This window comes from Desulfotruncus alcoholivorax DSM 16058, assembly GCF_000430885.1.
Taxonomy (GTDB): domain Bacteria; phylum Bacillota; class Desulfotomaculia; order Desulfotomaculales; family Desulfallaceae; genus Desulfotruncus; species Desulfotruncus alcoholivorax.
Map to the genome: position 1 here is coordinate 40,340 of NZ_AUMW01000019.1, position 17,300 is coordinate 57,639.

Annotated in this window: 16 protein-coding genes; all 16 read right to left on the reverse strand. The window is 54.3% G+C overall.

Annotated elements, in window-relative coordinates:
- Positions 1-227 precede the first annotated feature (227 nt).
- Positions 228-419: a CooT family nickel-binding protein gene (locus H569_RS0110485; RefSeq protein ID WP_027364963.1), complete on the reverse strand. Its 192-nt coding sequence runs from the start codon at positions 417-419 to the stop codon at positions 228-230.
- A 197-nt stretch (positions 420-616) separates the two neighbouring features.
- On the reverse strand, positions 617-1,879 hold the full coding sequence (locus tag H569_RS0110490) for a PDZ domain-containing protein (protein ID WP_309294784.1): 1,263 nt from the start codon (positions 1,877-1,879) through the stop codon (positions 617-619).
- Positions 1,880-1,941: 62 nt separating this feature from the next.
- Positions 1,942-3,102: a S41 family peptidase gene (locus H569_RS0110495; RefSeq protein WP_114679287.1), complete on the reverse strand. Its 1,161-nt coding sequence runs from the start codon at positions 3,100-3,102 to the stop codon at positions 1,942-1,944.
- Between the two features lie 131 nt (positions 3,103-3,233).
- Positions 3,234-4,358, reverse strand: a complete 1,125-nt coding sequence (locus H569_RS0110500; protein WP_034630261.1) for a murein hydrolase activator EnvC family protein — start codon at positions 4,356-4,358, stop codon at positions 3,234-3,236.
- A gap of 85 nt (positions 4,359-4,443) precedes the next feature.
- On the reverse strand, positions 4,444-5,331 hold the full coding sequence (gene ftsX, locus H569_RS0110505; protein WP_027364967.1) for a permease-like cell division protein FtsX: 888 nt from the start codon (positions 5,329-5,331) through the stop codon (positions 4,444-4,446).
- A complete protein-coding gene (gene ftsE, locus H569_RS0110510) occupies positions 5,321-6,007 on the reverse strand; it encodes a cell division ATP-binding protein FtsE (RefSeq protein WP_027364968.1) in 687 nt (228 codons plus the stop codon). The genes ftsX and ftsE overlap by 11 nt, the downstream gene beginning before the upstream one ends.
- 196 nt (positions 6,008-6,203) lie before the next feature.
- Positions 6,204-7,148, reverse strand: a complete 945-nt coding sequence (locus tag H569_RS0110515; protein WP_027364969.1) for a transketolase family protein — start codon at positions 7,146-7,148, stop codon at positions 6,204-6,206.
- A gap of 32 nt (positions 7,149-7,180) precedes the next feature.
- Positions 7,181-8,002, reverse strand: a complete 822-nt coding sequence (locus H569_RS0110520) for a transketolase (protein ID WP_027364970.1) — start codon at positions 8,000-8,002, stop codon at positions 7,181-7,183.
- A 40-nt stretch (positions 8,003-8,042) separates the two neighbouring features.
- On the reverse strand, positions 8,043-8,903 hold the full coding sequence (locus H569_RS0110525) for a YitT family protein (protein ID WP_027364971.1): 861 nt from the start codon (positions 8,901-8,903) through the stop codon (positions 8,043-8,045).
- A gap of 241 nt (positions 8,904-9,144) precedes the next feature.
- Positions 9,145-9,297: a hypothetical protein gene (locus tag H569_RS22535; RefSeq protein ID WP_157833513.1), complete on the reverse strand. Its 153-nt coding sequence runs from the start codon at positions 9,295-9,297 to the stop codon at positions 9,145-9,147.
- Positions 9,298-9,388: 91 nt separating this feature from the next.
- Positions 9,389-10,490, reverse strand: a protein-coding gene (gene prfB, locus H569_RS0110535; RefSeq protein ID WP_114679288.1) for a peptide chain release factor 2 whose coding sequence is annotated in 2 segments (ribosomal slippage) — positions 9,389-10,420 and positions 10,422-10,490 — 1,101 coding nt in all. Because the reading frame shifts where the segments join, the coding sequence is not laid out codon by codon here.
- Between the two features lie 107 nt (positions 10,491-10,597).
- The gene (gene secA / locus H569_RS0110540) at positions 10,598-13,222 is read right to left on the reverse strand and encodes a preprotein translocase subunit SecA (protein ID WP_027364973.1); all 2,625 of its coding nucleotides are present in this window, start codon (positions 13,220-13,222) and stop codon (positions 10,598-10,600) included.
- Between the two features lie 222 nt (positions 13,223-13,444).
- On the reverse strand, positions 13,445-13,972 hold the full coding sequence (hpf, locus tag H569_RS0110545) for a ribosome hibernation-promoting factor, HPF/YfiA family (protein ID WP_027364974.1): 528 nt from the start codon (positions 13,970-13,972) through the stop codon (positions 13,445-13,447).
- Between the two features lie 165 nt (positions 13,973-14,137).
- The gene (locus H569_RS0110550) at positions 14,138-14,335 is read right to left on the reverse strand and encodes a cold shock domain-containing protein (protein ID WP_027364975.1); all 198 of its coding nucleotides are present in this window, start codon (positions 14,333-14,335) and stop codon (positions 14,138-14,140) included.
- 344 nt (positions 14,336-14,679) lie between these two features.
- A complete protein-coding gene (locus H569_RS0110555) occupies positions 14,680-15,477 on the reverse strand; it encodes a ComF family protein (protein WP_034630263.1) in 798 nt (265 codons plus the stop codon).
- Between the two features lie 112 nt (positions 15,478-15,589).
- Entirely contained in the window at positions 15,590-17,215 is a 1,626-nt protein-coding gene (locus tag H569_RS21355; protein ID WP_157833514.1) for a GGDEF domain-containing protein, read from the reverse strand.
- Between the last annotated feature and the right edge of the window lie 85 nt (positions 17,216-17,300).

Sequence of the window (17,300 nt, forward strand, 5' to 3'; positions counted from 1 at the left end):
CTCTATTATTTTCTCTACCGGTAAAACAAATCCTTTTAATAAAAAAAGCGCGCTCAATCAGTTCCCTTAGCGCGCGCTTTTTTATACTTTAATCCTTAGTTCTGGCCATAAATATGACCAGGTATATGACCAGGTATACTTTCCTAAAGTGAGTTAAAAAGCCCGTAAGCGGCAATTCCGCCCCGGGGCTTTCATATTCCGGACGTTCAATTAGGGTTCGGACTTCATCAGGCTTCTTTTTCTAAAATAATTTTATGGTCCACCAGGGCCAGTTCTTTAATCCTGGCCTTAATCATTTTACGACGCCCAAAAATGTCTTCCAGCACCAGACCGTCTTCCTCAGGTATGACCTTATCGACCATTTCCATTAAAATTTCATCTTTGCCATCCTGGCGCAGATAAGCGTTAGCCTCACACATGTTAGAATTCACCTCCCAATAAAATCACATAAAGTCGCAATAAAGCCAAAAAACCACCTCGGTCACATGCGTGTCACTTGACCTCCGTGGTCCATCTTCAACACTGCGGGCCTCCCTGACCCGGTATATGTTAATTATATCCCCCGCCCGGAAACAGTGTCAACGCATAATTTGTGGGAGGTGTGTCCCCTTTCCTCTTATGTGTAACCTTTCCTCTTAAGCCGCTGCCAGAAATCCGAAAACCAGCGTCCCAGCGGGCCGGCGGTGCTAACATCCACCACACCCACCGCCTCCGCCCCTTCAGGCACGGGGAGGATGCCCAGGTGCTTTTCCCCCTCGTTAAATGATATTTTTCCCTTTAAAAGGCGCTTTTTCCTCTTGCTGAAAAATTCCACCTGCAGGGGAGGGTTTACAGCGTAACTAATGGCGGCAAAGTCGGGCTTGCTAAGAACCGGATAACCGTTTACCGCAACAATAACGTCGCCCGACCTGATCCCGGCCCGCCAGGCCGGCGAGTCTGGTATAACATCCAGCAGCGCCATGCCGCCGGCGCTGGGCACGTAGATTGGCTCGCCCTGCATTTCAGTCTTGCGCCCGATATAAATAACCAGCTCGTGACCCATTGGCGCAAAAACAGCCGCTAAAACGGCCAGCAGCACGGAGCGGCCCGACAAAACAGCCAGCAACAGCAGCACCAGGCTGTACAGCGCCAGGTAACAGGCGGAAATCCTGCTCTTTTGCACCGGGCTGCGGGCAATGGCCATATCCCCGTAGCCCAGGGCTGCCACCACAGGTATCAAGGTGTAGACAATGTTTTCGGGGTTGGCCGCCCCCGGCTTAATCAAAGGCCACCAGTCAGGCATATTAACGCTGCCCGGGGGAGCGGCCATACCCGTCATAAAAGCGAGCGCAGCAATGGGAATGGGCCAGAATTTTTGCAGGGTAAACCCCCCCACCACCCGGCCGGACCGGTCACGGAAATACGAGGGAATTGCCCCCAGGTGGCCGCTGAACAGGATCAGCAGGCTTTCCACCATATGCAGCACCGCCACCAGGGCCAGCACCTGGGAAACATTGACCTGGGGAAAACCAAAAATTATCCGTGAAAGAGCCATAATGCCGCCGGCATAAGCAAAGCAGATAAACCTGGCGTTGATTAACATTAGAAGAATGGCCAGGGGCCAGATAAAGATCAAACCTGAGCCGGTTAACGTCACCCCGGTGAAAACCATGATCACGCTGCCCAGCATGCCCCCCAGCATCCCGAAGACAATCGCGGTAGCCGGCTCACTCCAATTACTCTTGATGGGAACGCCGTAAAAGTTTTCCCGGATTGAGTGCATGCGCCGGTACTGCAGCACCACCAGCACCACAACCACCCAGAATACAGGTTCCCGCAGCATTAATTCGATATTTACCAGTATCATGGGCAGGATATCATTAAATGGGAACAACACCATCACCTGCTTCTCCGCTTTGGGGTTGGTCTTTAGGGGTTATCATGCGGCCACCGGCCCCCGCGTCACTTGATCTTGCTTTTAATCAATTCCTCCGCCTTTTCCAGCTGTTCATCCCCGGGGACATCCGGCAGATCCTCAACCACAACATCAGGGCTGATACCCTTTTTATGAATATTATGCTTGCCCGGCGTAAGGTAACGCGCCGTGGTCAGCTTCAGCCCGGCCCCGTTATTCAGCGGGAACACCGTTTGCACAATCCCCTTGCCGAAAGTTTTTGTGCCCACCAGCGTGCCGGCTTTGGTATCTTTAATGGCCCCGGCTAAAATCTCCGCGGCGCTGGCGCTGTTTTCATTGACTAAAACAACAAGCGGCAGATGCAGATAATTACCGTCCGCTTCCTTAACTTCGGTATTGCCGGAACTGTACTCTATATAGACAATGGGACCTTTGGGCACGAAATTATCCGCCACCCGGGTTGCGGAAATCAGCTCCCCGCCCGGATTGTTCCTGAGATCCATAATGGCGCCCCGCATACCCTGCTCACGCAAATCACTCAAAACTCCGGCCAGCTCACTGGGAGTTTTTTCGTTAAACTGGCTGATGACCATGTAACCGATCCTGGTACCGGGAATCATCTTGCCTTCCGCGGTGGGAACACTGATCTCCTCCCTGGTTATCTCCTTTTCCAGGGGCGCCGGAAAGCCTGCCCTGACTATTCTAAGCTTAACTTTGGTACCCACCGGGCCGCGCATCAGCCCGATGGCGGTTTCCAAGTCGATACCCCTGACGTCCTTGCCGTTAATGCCGACAATCCGGTCGCCTTCTTTGATCCCTCGCTTATAAGCCGGTGACCCCTCATAAACCCGTGCCACGGTGAGCAGTTCATCTTTAACCCCCACAAGAATGCCCAGACCGCCGAAGGAGCCGCTGATCTGCTCCTGCAGCTGCTTATAGGTACCAGGGTCCAGGTACACCGAGTAAGGATCATGCAGTGAATCCACCATGCCCCTGATGGCCCCGTCCACCAGCGAGGTGGTATCCACCGGCTCTATATATTGGGACCTTACCAGTGAAATCACCTTGATTAAGTTGCCCACATGTTTAAAGTTACTTGCCAGGACCCCGCCCGCCGCAACAATAACAACAAAAAAAATAACAGCCAGCACCGTCAGCCGGCGTGTAATCTTATTGGGCCTGTTACCGTAGCTGCTGTAATCGTACATGCCAAACCTCCTGAATTTGAGTGCATACCATATTATACTACATAATGGCGTATTGAATTACAATAGCTAACAAAAAGGAGACAGGTCATATTTTGTCTTAACCCGTCTCCTGACTCCTGACTCCTGAATACTTATACATAATTCCTGGGGTTGACCGGCGAACCGTTTACCCTTATTTCAAAATGCAGGTGCGGCCCGGTGGACATACCCGTGCTGCCTACCCTGGCAATGGTTTGACCCTTTTCCACCGTTTGCCCGTTACCAACCAGCTGGGCTGAAAGGTGGCCATAAAGAGAAACAATACCGCCTCCGTGGTCAATCATCACCACGTTGCCATACCCGCTCATATAGCTTACATTAATCACCGTACCGCTCTGCGTCGCTATTACCGAAGTACCGGTGGGAGCCGGAATATCAATCCCGGTATGTAACTTGCTGGTTTTCAAAATCGGGTGGATGCGGTAACCAAAGGAAGACGATATGCTGGTATGCCCGGGCAGCGGCCAGAGGTAGGCCCCGGTGGCTGCCGGCCGGTTCCCGCTCCTTTGCCGGGCGATCTCGCTGACGATGGCCTCTTCTTTTGCTTCCAGTTCCGCAACTTCTTTCTGGTATTCGGTCAAATCTTTTTTGGCTTCTCCCAGCATCTGGCGTTTTTCCTCGCTCCTGGAGGCCAGATCCATCCGGGCCGCTCGTTGACGTTCCATCAGAGCAGCTATTGTTTGCTTCTGTTGCTGCAAAGACTTTCTTTTTTGCTCCAGTCCGTTTTTTAACTGCTCAACTTCACCGACCACCCGGGTATCCCTGGACACCACCCGCTTCAGCATCTCATAGCGGTTTAAAAAATCTCCGAAATCGCGTGAGGCCAGCAACACATCCAGATAATTGACCGTACCGTTTTCATAAATCCCCCGCACCCGCTTGTGCAATTCTTCGGTACAGGCCTGCAGTTTATCTTCCGCTTGCTTCAGCTCCCGCTCGTTTTGATCAAGCCTGGCCAGGGCTGAATCAAGCTGGGAACTGAGATTGCTGATCTCACGGTTTTTCAGGTTAATTTCCCTGTCCAGGGCGGCCACTTCATTGGTATAACTTTTAATTTCATTTTTTTTGCCGGCCGCCTTCTGCTTGGATTGCTGCAATTTCTGCCTGGTCTGCTGCAGCATTTCCTGCAGGGTTGCACCGTAAGCCGTCCCGTAGCCGGATAGCATGGCGGCGGCCAGCACTGCTGCAGCCACCTTCTTTTTCCACTCCGAACTCAACCGCTCAAAACCCCCGTTTCCAAGAATCTGATAACAACTGTTAAAGACCTGTAAAAACTTATAGCAAAGCACAACAACGATTGGACTATACCTTCAAAAACCGGCGCAGAGATATGGCGCTCCCTAAAGCGCCAATAGCGAAACCAAGGCCCAAAAGCCCGCCCAGCACCTGATAAATAGTAACCGGATCGTCAACCAGCCGGATAAAAGGAAGCGTCACAATAACTTTGTTCAGCAAAGACAGGTAGCTGAAATTGATTATCAGCACAGCCACCAGCCCCCCCGCCGATCCCAGCATCATTCCTTCCAGCATAAACGGCATCCGCACGAACAAGTTGGTTGCTCCCAGCATTTTCATAATGCCGATTTCCCTCCGCCTGGCAAAAACCGACATGCGAATGGTTGTGGCAATCAGGAATATGGCTGCAACGCCCAGCACAACAATGGTTAACGAACCCCAAATGCGCACCCAGTGCGTGAGGGAGAGCAATTTTTCCACAACTCCCTGCCCGTAGCGAACCTGCTCCACGCCGTCCAGCTTTTCCAACTGGCGTGCTGCCTCCGGTACTAAACCGGCACTGGTGGTCTTAATCCTGAAAGAGTTTGGCAAAGGGTTGTCTTGCTCAAGCCCGCTTAAAATATCCGCCTTGTCCCCAAAGCTTTCCTTCAGGTCTGCCAGGGCTTGCTCCTTGCTGATAAATTCCACACTGGAAACCCCGGGCACAAACTTGATTTGCTCCTCCATCCGGGCCAGGGATTGCTCATCCACATCGTCCTTTAAAAAAACCGTTATTTCCAGGCTGGACTCAACCGAAGATGCCACATAACGAACGTTCATCACCAGCAGCACCGTACTGCCCAGGATAAGCAGCGAAATAATGATCGTCCCCACCGAAGCGGCGGAAAGCCAGCTGTTGCGTATTATGGACCGGACGGCTTCGCGAAAGTAATACCTGATGACATTAAGATTCATAGCCGTAAACCCCGCCTTCTTCGTCCCTGATTACAGTGCCGTTGCTCAGGGCAATTACCCGCCTTTTCATTTCGTCCACTATGTCCCAGGCATGGGTGGCCATGACGATAGTGGTGCCCCGGCGGTTAATGTCCAGAAACAGCTTCATCAACTCCCAAGAATTGTCGGGGTCAAGGTTGCCGGTCGGCTCGTCGGCCAGAAGCAGAATGGGGTTGTTGACAATAGCCCGGGCTACACTGGTGCGCTGCTGCTCGCCGCCCGAAAGATGCGCCGGCAGCATATTGGCCTTTTTTTCAAGCCCCACCATGCGCAAAACCATGGGCACAACCTTTTTGATCTCTTTATTTGACGCCCCGGTAATCTCCAGGGCAAAAGCCACATTTTCAAAAACGGTCTTGGTGGGAATAAGCCGGAAATCCTGAAAAACCATGCCGATCTTGCGCCTCAGGAAAGGAACCTCCCGGCTTTTCATCCTGGCCAAACTGCGGCCGTTAATGACCACCTGCCCCCTGCTGGGCATCTCCTCCCGGCAAATCAGTTTGGTCAAGGTTGATTTTCCGGCCCCGCTGGGGCCCACCAGAAACACAAATTCACCTTTTTTTATATGCAAGGTAACATCATTGAGGGCCTTGACACCATTATTGTAGATCTTGGAAACATTAAACATTTGAATCATAACAGCACCTCAAATACGGTTAGAAGTCAGAACACAAATATATTGTTCGACAAAGAATTAATATTTCCTGTTGGTTTCAGGAACCTTTATCCGAAAACATGCAAATCTTTGAAAAAAAGTAAAAAACGCGCCCGAATAAAAGCAATAAAAAATGCGACAGGAGAGAACCGTCCCCCCTGTCGCACTTGGACCTGCTTTATTTTTTCTTTTCAATAACCTGCTTAACCGCCCTGACAATACCATCCGCGGTAAGCCCGTATTTCTCCAGCAACTCCCGGGGTTTGCCCGACTCGCCGAAAGTGTCGCGCACCCCCACCCGGAGCACCGGCACCGGGTACTGCTCAGACAACACTTCCGCCACAGCCCCGCCCAGGCCGCCTAAAATGCTGTGCTCCTCGGCGGTAACCACCGCGCCGGTGGCCCGGGCCGCCGCCACCAGGGCCTGCTCGTCCAGCGGCTTAATGGTGTGCATATCCAGCACCAGCACGGAAATGCCCTCGCCCGCCAGCATTTCCGCGGCCTCCAGGGCGGCGCCGACCATAATGCCGCAGGCGACCACGGCCGCATCCTTGCCCTCCCGCAGCACAATGGCCCGGCCTGGTTCAAAGTTAAAGCTGTTTTCATCATGCAGCACCGGGACCCCCGAGCGCCCCAATCTGATGTATACCGGGCCGTCGATGGCAGCGGCCGCCATAACTGCGGCCCTGGTTTCCACAGCGTCGGCCGGCACAAAAACAGTCATGTTGGGCAGGCACCGCATCAAGGCGATGTCCTCCACGGCCTGGTGCGAAGCCCCGTCCTCACCCACCGTGATTCCGGCATGGGTGGCCCCGATTTTGACGTTCAACCTGGGGTAAGCGATACTGTTCCTGATTTGATCATAAACCCGCCCCGTGGCGAACACGGCAAAAGAGCTGGCGAAGGGCGTTTTCCCCGCCGCAGCGAAACCCGCGGCCGTCCCCATCATATTCTGCTCGGCTATACCCATATCGAAAAACCTTTCCGGAAAGGCCTTGCCGAAATCTGCGGTTTTGGTGGATTTGGACAAGTCGGCGTCCAGCACCACCACGTCCGGGTTTTTCTTGCCCAATTCCACCAGCGCCGCCCCGTAGGCTTCCCGGGTGGCAATTTTTTGGCCCATATTCAACCTCCTGTAGGTAAAATTGGAAAATATTATAACTCCGCCAGGGCCTGCTCCACCTGCTCGGGTTTCGGGGCCGACCCGTGCCAGCCCACCTGGTTTTCCATGAAGGAAACACCTTTGCCCTTAACGGTCCTGGCAACGATCATGCAGGGCCTGTCCTTCGTTTCCTGCGCTTTGGCGACGGCGGACAGTATTTGCCCAAGATCGTGGCCGTCAATTTCCTGCACATACCAGCCAAAGGCGCGCCATTTATCAGCCACGGGCTCCGGCGACATCACCCGGCTGATGGGGCCGTCGATCTGCAGTCCGTTATAATCGAGAAAGGCGATGATATTACCCAGCTTGTAGTGGGCCGCGGCCATAGCCGCCTCCCAAACCTGGCCTTCCTGGATCTCACCGTCGCCCAGCAGCACGTAAACCCGGTAATCACGCCCATCCAGCCTCCCCGCCAGGGCCATGCCGATTGCCGCGGATAAACCTTGCCCCAGGGAACCGGTGGACATTTCCACCCCGGGAACCTTGCGCATATCGGGGTGACCCTGCAGCGGGCTGCCCAGCTTGCGCAGGGTTTGCAGTTTTTCGACCGGGAAATAGCCCTTCTCGGCCAGCGCGGCGTAAAGCACGGGCGCGGCATGCCCTTTGGATAAAACAAACCGGTCGCGGTCCGGCCGGTCCGGCCGCTGCGGATCCACCCGCATCACATCGAAATACAGGGCGGTGACTATATCCGCCGCCGACAAAGATCCTCCCGGGTGGCCTGAGCCGGCCGCACCCACCATAGCTATAATGTGTCGCCTGATCACCCTGGCCTGTTCCTTCAATTTGGCCAGTTTTTCTTCCTGTGCGTTCATATATAACCTCCCGCGCTGCTTTTATAATGAAGTAAATATACTAAATGCCCCCCGCACCCGGCTCGGGCTCCTTAAACCCTTCCCCCAGGACCTCCCTGACATCGGCGATGATAATAAACGCGCCCGGGTCTACCTGGTAAACCATTTCCTTCAGCCTGCCGACCTCCGACCTGTTCACCACGGTGAGGATCACCTCCCGGTCGCTGCCGGTAAACAGCCCCCGCGCCTTTAATGCGGTGGCGCCCCGCCCCAGATCATGCAACACTTTGGAGGCAATTACCCCCGCCCGGTCGGAAAAGATGTAAAATGCCTTGGTATAACTGATACCTTCCTGCACCAGGTCGATCATCCAGGCAGTCACGAAAATGGTTATCAGCGCATACAGCGCCAATTCCCAGGAGTTGAAAACCAATCCCGCAGCCAGAACCACCGTGGCATCCACCATAAACAGCAGCTGCCCGATGTTAACCCCGGTATAGGTGCGCAGCACGGCTGCGGCCAGGTCGGTGCCGCCGGTGGTGCCCCTGTATCTAAAAACCAGCCCCAGCCCAAGACCAACCATCACCCCGCCGAACAGCGCGGCCAATAAAGGGTCCCTGGTGGGAACAGGCGCAAATACTTCAAATAAATCCACCGCCGCCGAAAGGCTGACGGTCCCGTAAAGGGACCGGAAGCCAAAGGTCAGGCCCAGCCGGTAAATGCCCATAATAAACAGCGGCACGTTTAAAGCCAGCATGGTCAGGCCCACCGGCGATCCGGTTACATAATGAATAATTGTGGCAATGCCGCTAACCCCACCCGCGGCAATTTTATTGGGGATAAGAAACATATCCAACCCCAGGGCGGTAAGGACAACCCCTGCGGTTACCCAGACAAATTCCCAAATTACTTTCCAGGACATAGCAAACTCCCCGTTTCAGGCGTTCACTATTTTAGCTTGTCCCTGTTGAGGTATCGTATTCCACCGTATATTTCTTTGCTTAACACAGAAAATCCTTCCTGTTTGTCGAATTAAGCCCAAGCTTTGCATAATGATCCCCTTCGGCACAGAAGATACGCTTACATTTCAATGCAGAAGAGCCCTTTGCAGGGCTCTTCTAACAGTTCTGACAGTTCTGGCATCAACACTTATTCAAATTAAACTACTTCTCAACTTCGTAACCAACGCCGCCAAATCCCCAGAAGCCTGTGCCGAACACCAAGAGGATCAGAATCAAGAAGATGATGAAGCTGGGGAAAAACGCACCCATGCCCGTTCCGCAACCTGCTCCTGATCCACCCCATCCAAATGCCATATTAACATTCCTCCTTCATTAAATTTGTGTAGGTTTTTGGGATTTAATGGTACATAATATGACACCAGGATGGAATGTGTTACAAAAAAACCTATTTGTGGGCCTGTTTTGTCAGGTAAGCGGTTATAAAATCGTCGATGTCGCCGTCCATGACTGCTTCGACGTTGCCCATTTCCACCCCGGTGCGGTGGTCCTTGACCAGGGAATAGGGGTGGAATACATAGGACCTGATCTGGCTGCCCCAGGCGATGTCCTGCTGGTCGCCGCGCATCTCGGCCAACTCGGATTCCCGCTTCTGCATTTCCAAATCAATCAGCTTGGCTTTCAGCAGTTTCATGGCGGTGTTACGGTTGGACAGCTGGGAGCGCTCGTTCTGGCACTGCACCACAATGCCGGTGGGCAGGTGGGTGATGCGCACCGCCGAGTCGGTTTTGTTGACATGCTGGCCGCCGGCGCCGCCGGAGCGGTAAGTGTCTATTTTCAGGTCCTCGGGATTGATTTCAACTTCCAGGTCATCTTGCACTTCGGGCAGCACATCCACCGAGGCAAAGGAAGTATGCCTCCGCCCCGCGGCGTCAAAGGGGGAAATACGCACCAGCCGGTGCACACCCTTTTCAGACTTCAAGTACCCGTAGGCGTTCTTGCCCGCCACCCCGAAGGTGACACTCTTAACACCGGCCTCGTCACCGGGCAACAAATCCATAATGGTAACTTTAAACCGGCGGTTTTCCGCCCAGCGGGTATACATCCGCAGCAGCATTTGCACCCAGTCCTGGGCCTCGGTTCCACCGGCCCCGGCGTGCATGGAAATAATGGCGTTGCTGCCGTCGTAGGGGCCGCTCAGCATAACCTGGAGCTCCAGGTCGGACACCCGCTTGCGCAGATCTTTCAGCGCTGCTTCGGCTTCGCCCGCCAGCGAACCGTCATCCTCTTCCTCGCCAAGGTCCAGTAATACTTCAAGGTCCTCCAGCGCGCTGAAAAGATCATTAAAGATTTCAATACGTTCCTTCAAGTTGGTAACGGTCTGGGCAACTTCCTGGGCCCGGGCCTGGTCGTCCCAAAAGCCCGGTTTGGCCATTTCTTTTTCCAGTTCGTCTATTTTAAGTTTTTTGTTGTCGATGTCAAAGAGAAACCCTCAAATCCGCCACCCGTTTTTTCAAGGGTTCCAGTTCTCTGCGCAACTCGCTGAACAAGCAAATTCACTCCTTATATACCTTATGATTGCTTTGAGATTGCTTTGCTTCGCTTCGCTCACAATGACATTAACGCCATGCTTGCAATGACAAAGGACTGCCGCCGTTTACCCGGCACGGCCGCAGCATTTTTTGTACTTTTTGCCGCTGCCGCAGGGGCAGGGGTCATTGCGCCCCACTTTGTTTTCCCGGCGCACCGGTTTGGCCGGCTCCTCTTCCTGGTACTTATTCTCGACGGTCCGGCGCTGCTCGGGCGCCTGCACCACGTTCACCCGGAAGACATAGCGGACCACGTCGTCCTGGATGGACTCCACCATGTTCTGGAACATCTGGTAGCTTTCAAATTTATACTCGATGAGCGGGTCTTTTTGGCCGTAGGCCCGCAGGCCGATGCCTTCCCTCAGCTGGTCCATAGCGTCCAGGTGGTCCATCCACTTTTCATCCACCATGCGCAGCAGCACCACCCGCTCGAGCTCCCGCATCATTTCCGCGCCCAGCTCGGCCTCGCGTGCCTCGTAGGCCTCGGTGGATTTCTCGGTAAAGAATTCCTTCAGCGCATCCCGGCCCATGTCTTCAATATCTTCGGGTTGTAGCCGGTGCCCGGGCAGGAACAGCTGCTCGGCATGGGTAAGCAGGCCCTCCAGATCCCACTCCTCGGGAATAACGCCCTCAGGCGCGTAAATCTCCACCGACCGGTCCACCGCATCGGCAATCATCTGCAGCACCACGTCTTTCAGGCTCTCCTCAAGCAAAACCTTCATCCGCTGCCGGTAGATAACTTCCCGCTGCTGGTTCATCACATCGTCATATTCCAGCACGTGTTTGCGAATACTGAAATTGCGGCCTTCCACCCGTTTCTGGGCGCTTTCCAGCGATCTGGTGATCAGTGCGTGCTCAATGGGCACATCTTCCTCTAACCCCAGTTTATCCATTATTCCTGCAATATTATCAGAGCCGAACAGCCGCATCAAGTCGTCCTCCAGCGAACTGAAAAACTGGCTGGACCCGGGATCCCCCTGGCGGCCGGCGCGGCCCCGCAGCTGGTTGTCGATACGGCGGCTCTCATGGCGCTCGGTACCGATTATATGCAGCCCGCCCAGCTCCACCACTTTGCGGTACTCCTCTGCGCATAAACCTTTATATTTCTCCAGCACCTGCTTATACTTTTCGGCGCCGGCGGGATCTTCAGGGTCGAAATCGTCCCGGCCCTTCAACTCCGCCTGGGCCAAAAATTCCGGGTTGCCGCCCAGCAGGATGTCGGTGCCGCGTCCGGCCATGTTGGTGGCTATGGTCACCGCGCCGAAGCGACCGGCCTGGGCCACGATTTCGGCCTCTTTCTCATGGAACTTGGCGTTCAGCACCTGGTGCGGCACACCCCTGCGGCGCAGCATATCGCTTAACACTTCCGATTTTTCAATGGAAATGGTGCCCACCAGCACGGGCTGGCCGGTAGCGTGGCGCCGCGCAATTTCTTCCACCACCGCTTCGAACTTGGCCCGCTCGGTCTTGTACACCACGTCGGGCAGGTCCTTGCGGATCATCGGCTTATTGGTGGGCACCACGATTACATCCAGGTTGTAAATTTTGCGGAATTCCTCCTGCTCTGTTTCGGCTGTGCCGGTCATGCCGGCCAGCTTTCTGAACATGCGGAAGTAGTTCTGAAACGTTATGGTGGCCAGGGTCTGGGATTCCCGCTCAATTTTGACGCCCTCCTTGGCCTCGATGGCCTGGTGCAGACCGTCGCTGTAGCGGCGGCCGAACATGAGGCGGCCGGTGAACTCGTCAACAATGATCACTTCGCCGTCCTTGACCACGTAGTCCCGGTCCCGCTTCATCAGGGCATGGGCCTTCAGCGCCTGGTTCAGGTGGTGGGTCAGCTCCATATTCACATCATCGTACAGGTTCTCCACGCCCAGCATTTGCTCGACCCGGGCCACGCCCTCCTCGGTCAGCACAACGGTGTGGGCCTTTTCATCCACGACATAGTCGTCTTCCTTTTTGAGCCTCGGCACCAGCCGGGCAAAAGTGTAGTACAGGTCGGTGGCCTTGTCGGCCTGGCCGGAAATAATCAGCGGGGTCCTGGCCTCGTCGATCAGGATGCTGTCAACCTCGTCCACAATGGCGTAATTAAGCTCCCGCTGCACCAACTGGTCGGCCCGCACCGCCATATTGTCGCGCAGGTAGTCAAAGCCAAATTCGTTGTTGGTGCCGTAAGTGACATCACAGTTATAGGCAAGTTTGCGATCATTCCAGTCCAGCCCGTGCACGATCAGGCCCACGGAAAGCCCCAGGAACTTGTACAGCCGGCCCATCCACTCGCTGTCGCGCCGGGCCAGGTAGTCGTTAACCGTAACCACGTGCACCCCCCGCCCCTCCAGTGCGTTCAGGTACACCGGCAGCGTGGCCACCAGGGTTTTACCTTCACCGGTGCGCATTTCGGCAATCTTCCCCTGGTGCAGCACCATGCCGCCCATGAGCTGCACGTCAAAGTGACGCATGCCCAGCACCCGCCGCGACGCTTCCCGCACCGCCGCGAAGGCCTCGGGCAAAATGTCGTCCGGCGTTGCGCCCTGCTCCAGCCGGTCTTTCAGCCGCGGGGTCATGGCCTGCAGCCCGGCGTCGGAAAGAGCGCTGATTTCCGGTTCCATTTGATTTATCTTATCAACCATTTTTTGCAGCTTCTTGACTTCTTTTGCGTTATCATCCAACCAGTTGCGTATAAATTTAAGCATAATTAATCACCTTTCTCAAAAAGCGCGCTTAACTTAAAAGCGCAAAAATAAAGCAAGGAACCTTTCGGTTCCCGTTACCGCCAGTTATGCCATATTATATTTTAACATTAAGCTCAAAACCCTGCAACCGGTCGGACTAAAAAGGCGCGTCCCGCAACAGGGCGCGCCCGGCGGGAGTTGGGCTCGAAGCTAAAACCCGGTCCGGTTAGCCCATACTCATAATTAGAACTCGGGCTCGATTAATCCGTAATTACCGTCCTTGCGTTTGTAAACCACATTTACCTGTTCGGTTTCTGCATTGGAAAAAACAAAGAAACTATGGCCCAGCAGGTTCATCTGCAGCACGGCCTCCTCCACGGGCATCGGTTTTACGGCAAAACGCTTGGTTTTGACCACGCTGGGGCCTTCATCTTCTACCGCATGTTTGTTGTTGTCCACGGGCATTTTAACATCGTTTTGGACCCGCCTGCGATTAATTTTACCTTTATATCTTTCAATTTGCTTTTCCAGCTTATCCACCACAAGATCAATGGAACCGTACATATCACCGGTGGCTTCTTCGCCGCGTAGAATCATGCCGTTAAAAGGAACGGTCACCTCAACCTTGTGTGAGTCGCCTTCCACAACCAGAATAACAGTGGCCTCTTCAATATCGTCCAGATACTTTGTCAGCTTACCCACCCGTTTTTCAACATACTCTTTCAGGGCGTTTGTTACATCAACGTTTCTGCCTCTGACCAGCACCTTCATACTCCCAACTCCTTTCGAGCGAGTAGTAATGTGAGTAATAATAGTATTATTCCCTAAAAACGAGATAAATCCTGCCAATTTGATAATTTTTTACTACTAATCAATAAAACCCCGGCTGCTGCCGGGGTTATTATTCCATTGCATCAAACTTGCATCAAACTTGCATCAAAGCTTGGTAACATTGGCGGCTTGCGGACCACGTGCGCCTTCGACTATATCAAATTCCACTTCCTGACCTTCCAGCAGGGTTTTGAACCCGTCTTCCTGGATGGCAGAGAAATGAACGAATACGTCGCCTCCATCCTCCCTTTCAATAAAACCGTAACCTTTTTCCTTGCTAAACCACTTGACCTTACCTAACACCAAAACATTCCTCCTAAAAGATAATACCGCGGTCTTGCAACTCACGTGGAGTTAATATATCACATCGCCCCTGGGCTGTCAAGAGATGCCATTGCCGGTATTGAATGAGGCGCAAGCATAAAAATGCCGGTCTCCACGAAGAAAAATTGCAGTTGAGGGCCGGCGGTCCCCGCACATTTTATGTCGAATAAGCTTACTGTTGAAAGCTGGTTTCAGGGCCAAAACCTGTGGATAATGTGTATAAGTCTGTTAATAACCCGTAAAATAAGGGGTTTGGGCTGTGAATTAACTAAAATTTTAGTAAATCTTTGTCAAACTATAAAATTTAAATGTCATAGCCTTTGTCAACTCTTGACGTTAATTCTCGTACCGGCAAAGGTCAGCACCGTAATTACCTCTGCGCCGGCTTGTCGTAATATATGGGATATTTTGGAAACAGTGCTGCCTGTGGTGATTACATCGTCAATAATAGTAATTTTCTTGCCTTTTATTAAATCCCGGTCCGGCACAATAAACGCATTCGCTAAATTCACCAATCTTTCCTGCCGGGAAAGCTCCGCCTGGGGAGGAGTTTCCCGTATTTTAACCACTGCCCGCTCCAACACGGGAACCTTAAAATGCTGCTCCAGTTCCCTGGCCAATAAAAGGGCCTGATTGAATCCGCGCTCCCTTTCCCGGTCCGGGGAAAGAGGAACGGGCACCAGCGCCCGGGTTTGGCCAAACAGCGGGTGGCGGCCGGCAACACCGGCCATCAGCGCGGCCAGCGGCCCGGCCAGCCCCCGGGCGCCGCGGTATTTAAAACGGTGCACCGCTTCCCGCAACGGGCCCTCGTACGGGCCCACCGAGCGGGCCAGGTCAAAGGCCCGCCCGCCCCCGCGGCATTGCGGGCAGATAATATATTTCGGCCGGCGGTTAACGGCAGTACCGCCGGAAGTGACACCGGAAGCGGGGCGGGGAAAGGCGCCGGCAGCGCCGCCAAAAGCGCCGCACACCGGGCAAATAATTTCCCCGGCATATTTATCCAGCAAGTCCCGGCAGGACGGGCATACGGCACAGCCGGGGCTGTGTCCGGCGCAAACCGGGCAAGCCTGCCGGGGCGGGTAAATAATATCCAGTGCCGCCTCGAATAAGGTTTTCAGCATGGGATAACACCTCATTCATCACTTGCGGAGAGCCGCCGGCTATAAGTTGGGGACATACCTCCGACCCCGGGGCCATGACCCCAAAGAGGAGGTGTGTCCCCTGGCCTCTTTCCTACTTTTCGTATACAACCGTCCGGTCGCGACCGGATTCCTTGGCTTGGTAAAGGGCGGAATCAGCAGCCTTGACCAGCTCTGAAATTTCACCGGCGTGGGCGGGGAAAGTGGCGATCCCGCCGCTGATGCGCACCTGGATCCGCTGGCCGTTTTCCTCAAAGATACTTTCCCGCACGGCCAGCCGCACTCTTTCCGCCACATGTTTGGCCCCGGCCGGGCCCGTCTCGGGCATTAAAATAGCGAACTCTTCCCCGCCATACCTGGCAGGTATATCGCAACCCCGCACCTCGGAACGGATAATGCCGGCCACCCCGGCCAGCACCGTGTCTCCCGCCAGGTGGCCGCAGCGGTCGTTAACCTGCTTAAAATGATCAATATCCAGCATCACCAGCGAAAGGTTCTCGCCATAACGGCCGGCCCGCTCCAGTTCCACCACCGCCCGGTGGTAAAAGTACCTGTAGTTGTACAGTCCGGTCAGCCCGTCGGTTATCGAAGCCTGCTCCAGCTTGCGGTACAGCTGGGCGTTGGCTATGGCCACGGCCGTCTGGCCGCCGATAATAGTCAGCGTGTGCAGGTGTCTCTCTTCAAAAAAGCCGGGCCGCTTATCACCCAACACCAGCAGTCCCAGCACCTCGGTCTCCGCCGGCAGCGGGACCACCACCATTGAGCGGTGCACCTGGGTCAGGCCGATATCCCCGGCGGTGCGGACATCGTCCCTGGTGTCGTAAACCAGCTGCGCCTCCCCGTGTTCAGCAGCCAATCCCAAAAAACCTTCACCCCGGCGCACGGCGGAACCCGCGATCAGGTCGGAGTGGGGCCCGCAAACCGCCCCGGCCTGGTAGTAACCTTTCTCTTCCGACCACAGGTAAATAACACCTGTGTGGTAATTGATCACCTTTCTGGTCTCCCGCAGCACCAGTTCCAGTATTTCATTAAGATTAAGGCTGCCGCCCAGCCGCCTGGCCACCTCGTACAAAATCCGCAGCTCGCGGTTGGCCAGCTCCAAGTGTACATAGAAGCGAAGCACAAACTGCACCGCCAGCACCGGCAGGAAGAGCAGCGCCGTGCCGTAAATACCTGTTTTGGCATACAGCAGGCCCATTAAAAGGCCGAAGGGAACAGCCGGCAGGTAGGTCAATCCGTCCCAGCGCAAAGCATCCCACCAGTCAAAAAGGGGGTAACCCCTCCGGGCGGGAAGGGTATAAATATAAACCATTATTTGATTAAATGCAAAATACCCCAAAACAAAAACCGCCAGGGGCACAGCGTTTACCAGAACCACCTTGCGCTCAACCAGTCCACCGCTGACACTGTACAGCAAGTTTGCCCCCAGCACCACGGGCACATACTGAAAAGCGTTAAACAGCGTTGTGCGCATGGGATTGCCACGGTTGGCCACCCCCTGCCCCAGGGCGGTGGCAATGCAATTAACCCATGCCGTGGCCACAGGACCATAAATCAGGTAGGTGGCCATAATAACGGCAAAGCCTCCGGAAAGCTGGCCCTGGGGGAAAACCACGGCCAGCCACTCGGCCAATACCGCCAGAGCAACCATGATTAACAGCTCCTCACCGTGATCCAGGTCCAGCACGGGAAAAGTATATTTTAAGAGCCATAAACCCAAAAAAATAACCAGCCAGGTATATATTACGTGTGAAAAACTCCTGGATTTGCGCAAACTTGTTTCACCTCATTTTTGTAACTTCGAC

Bases quoted from the DNA above. Each gene is read 5' to 3' on its own strand.
- H569_RS0110520 (WP_027364970.1), bottom strand. From the start codon at position 8,002: ATGAACGCACAGGAAGAAAAACTGGCCAAATTGAAGGAACAGGCCAGG.
- hpf (WP_027364974.1), bottom strand. From the start codon at position 13,972: ATGAAGGTGCTGGTCAGAGGCAGAAACGTTGATGTAACAAACGCCCTG.
- H569_RS0110525 (WP_027364971.1), bottom strand. From the start codon at position 8,903: ATGTCCTGGAAAGTAATTTGGGAATTTGTCTGGGTAACCGCAGGGGTT.
- H569_RS0110555 (WP_034630263.1), bottom strand. From the start codon at position 15,477: ATGCTGAAAACCTTATTCGAGGCGGCACTGGATATTATTTACCCGCCC.
- H569_RS0110495 (WP_114679287.1), bottom strand. From the start codon at position 3,102: ATGTACGATTACAGCAGCTACGGTAACAGGCCCAATAAGATTACACGC.
- secA (WP_027364973.1), bottom strand. From the start codon at position 13,222: ATGCTTAAATTTATACGCAACTGGTTGGATGATAACGCAAAAGAAGTC.
- ftsE (WP_027364968.1), bottom strand. From the start codon at position 6,007: ATGATTCAAATGTTTAATGTTTCCAAGATCTACAATAATGGTGTCAAG.
- ftsX (WP_027364967.1), bottom strand. From the start codon at position 5,331: ATGAATCTTAATGTCATCAGGTATTACTTTCGCGAAGCCGTCCGGTCC.
- H569_RS0110515 (WP_027364969.1), bottom strand. From the start codon at position 7,148: ATGGGCCAAAAAATTGCCACCCGGGAAGCCTACGGGGCGGCGCTGGTG.
- H569_RS22535 (WP_157833513.1), bottom strand. From the start codon at position 9,297: ATGGCATTTGGATGGGGTGGATCAGGAGCAGGTTGCGGAACGGGCATG.
- H569_RS0110490 (WP_309294784.1), bottom strand. From the start codon at position 1,879: ATGGTGTTGTTCCCATTTAATGATATCCTGCCCATGATACTGGTAAAT.
- H569_RS0110485 (WP_027364963.1), bottom strand. From the start codon at position 419: ATGTGTGAGGCTAACGCTTATCTGCGCCAGGATGGCAAAGATGAAATT.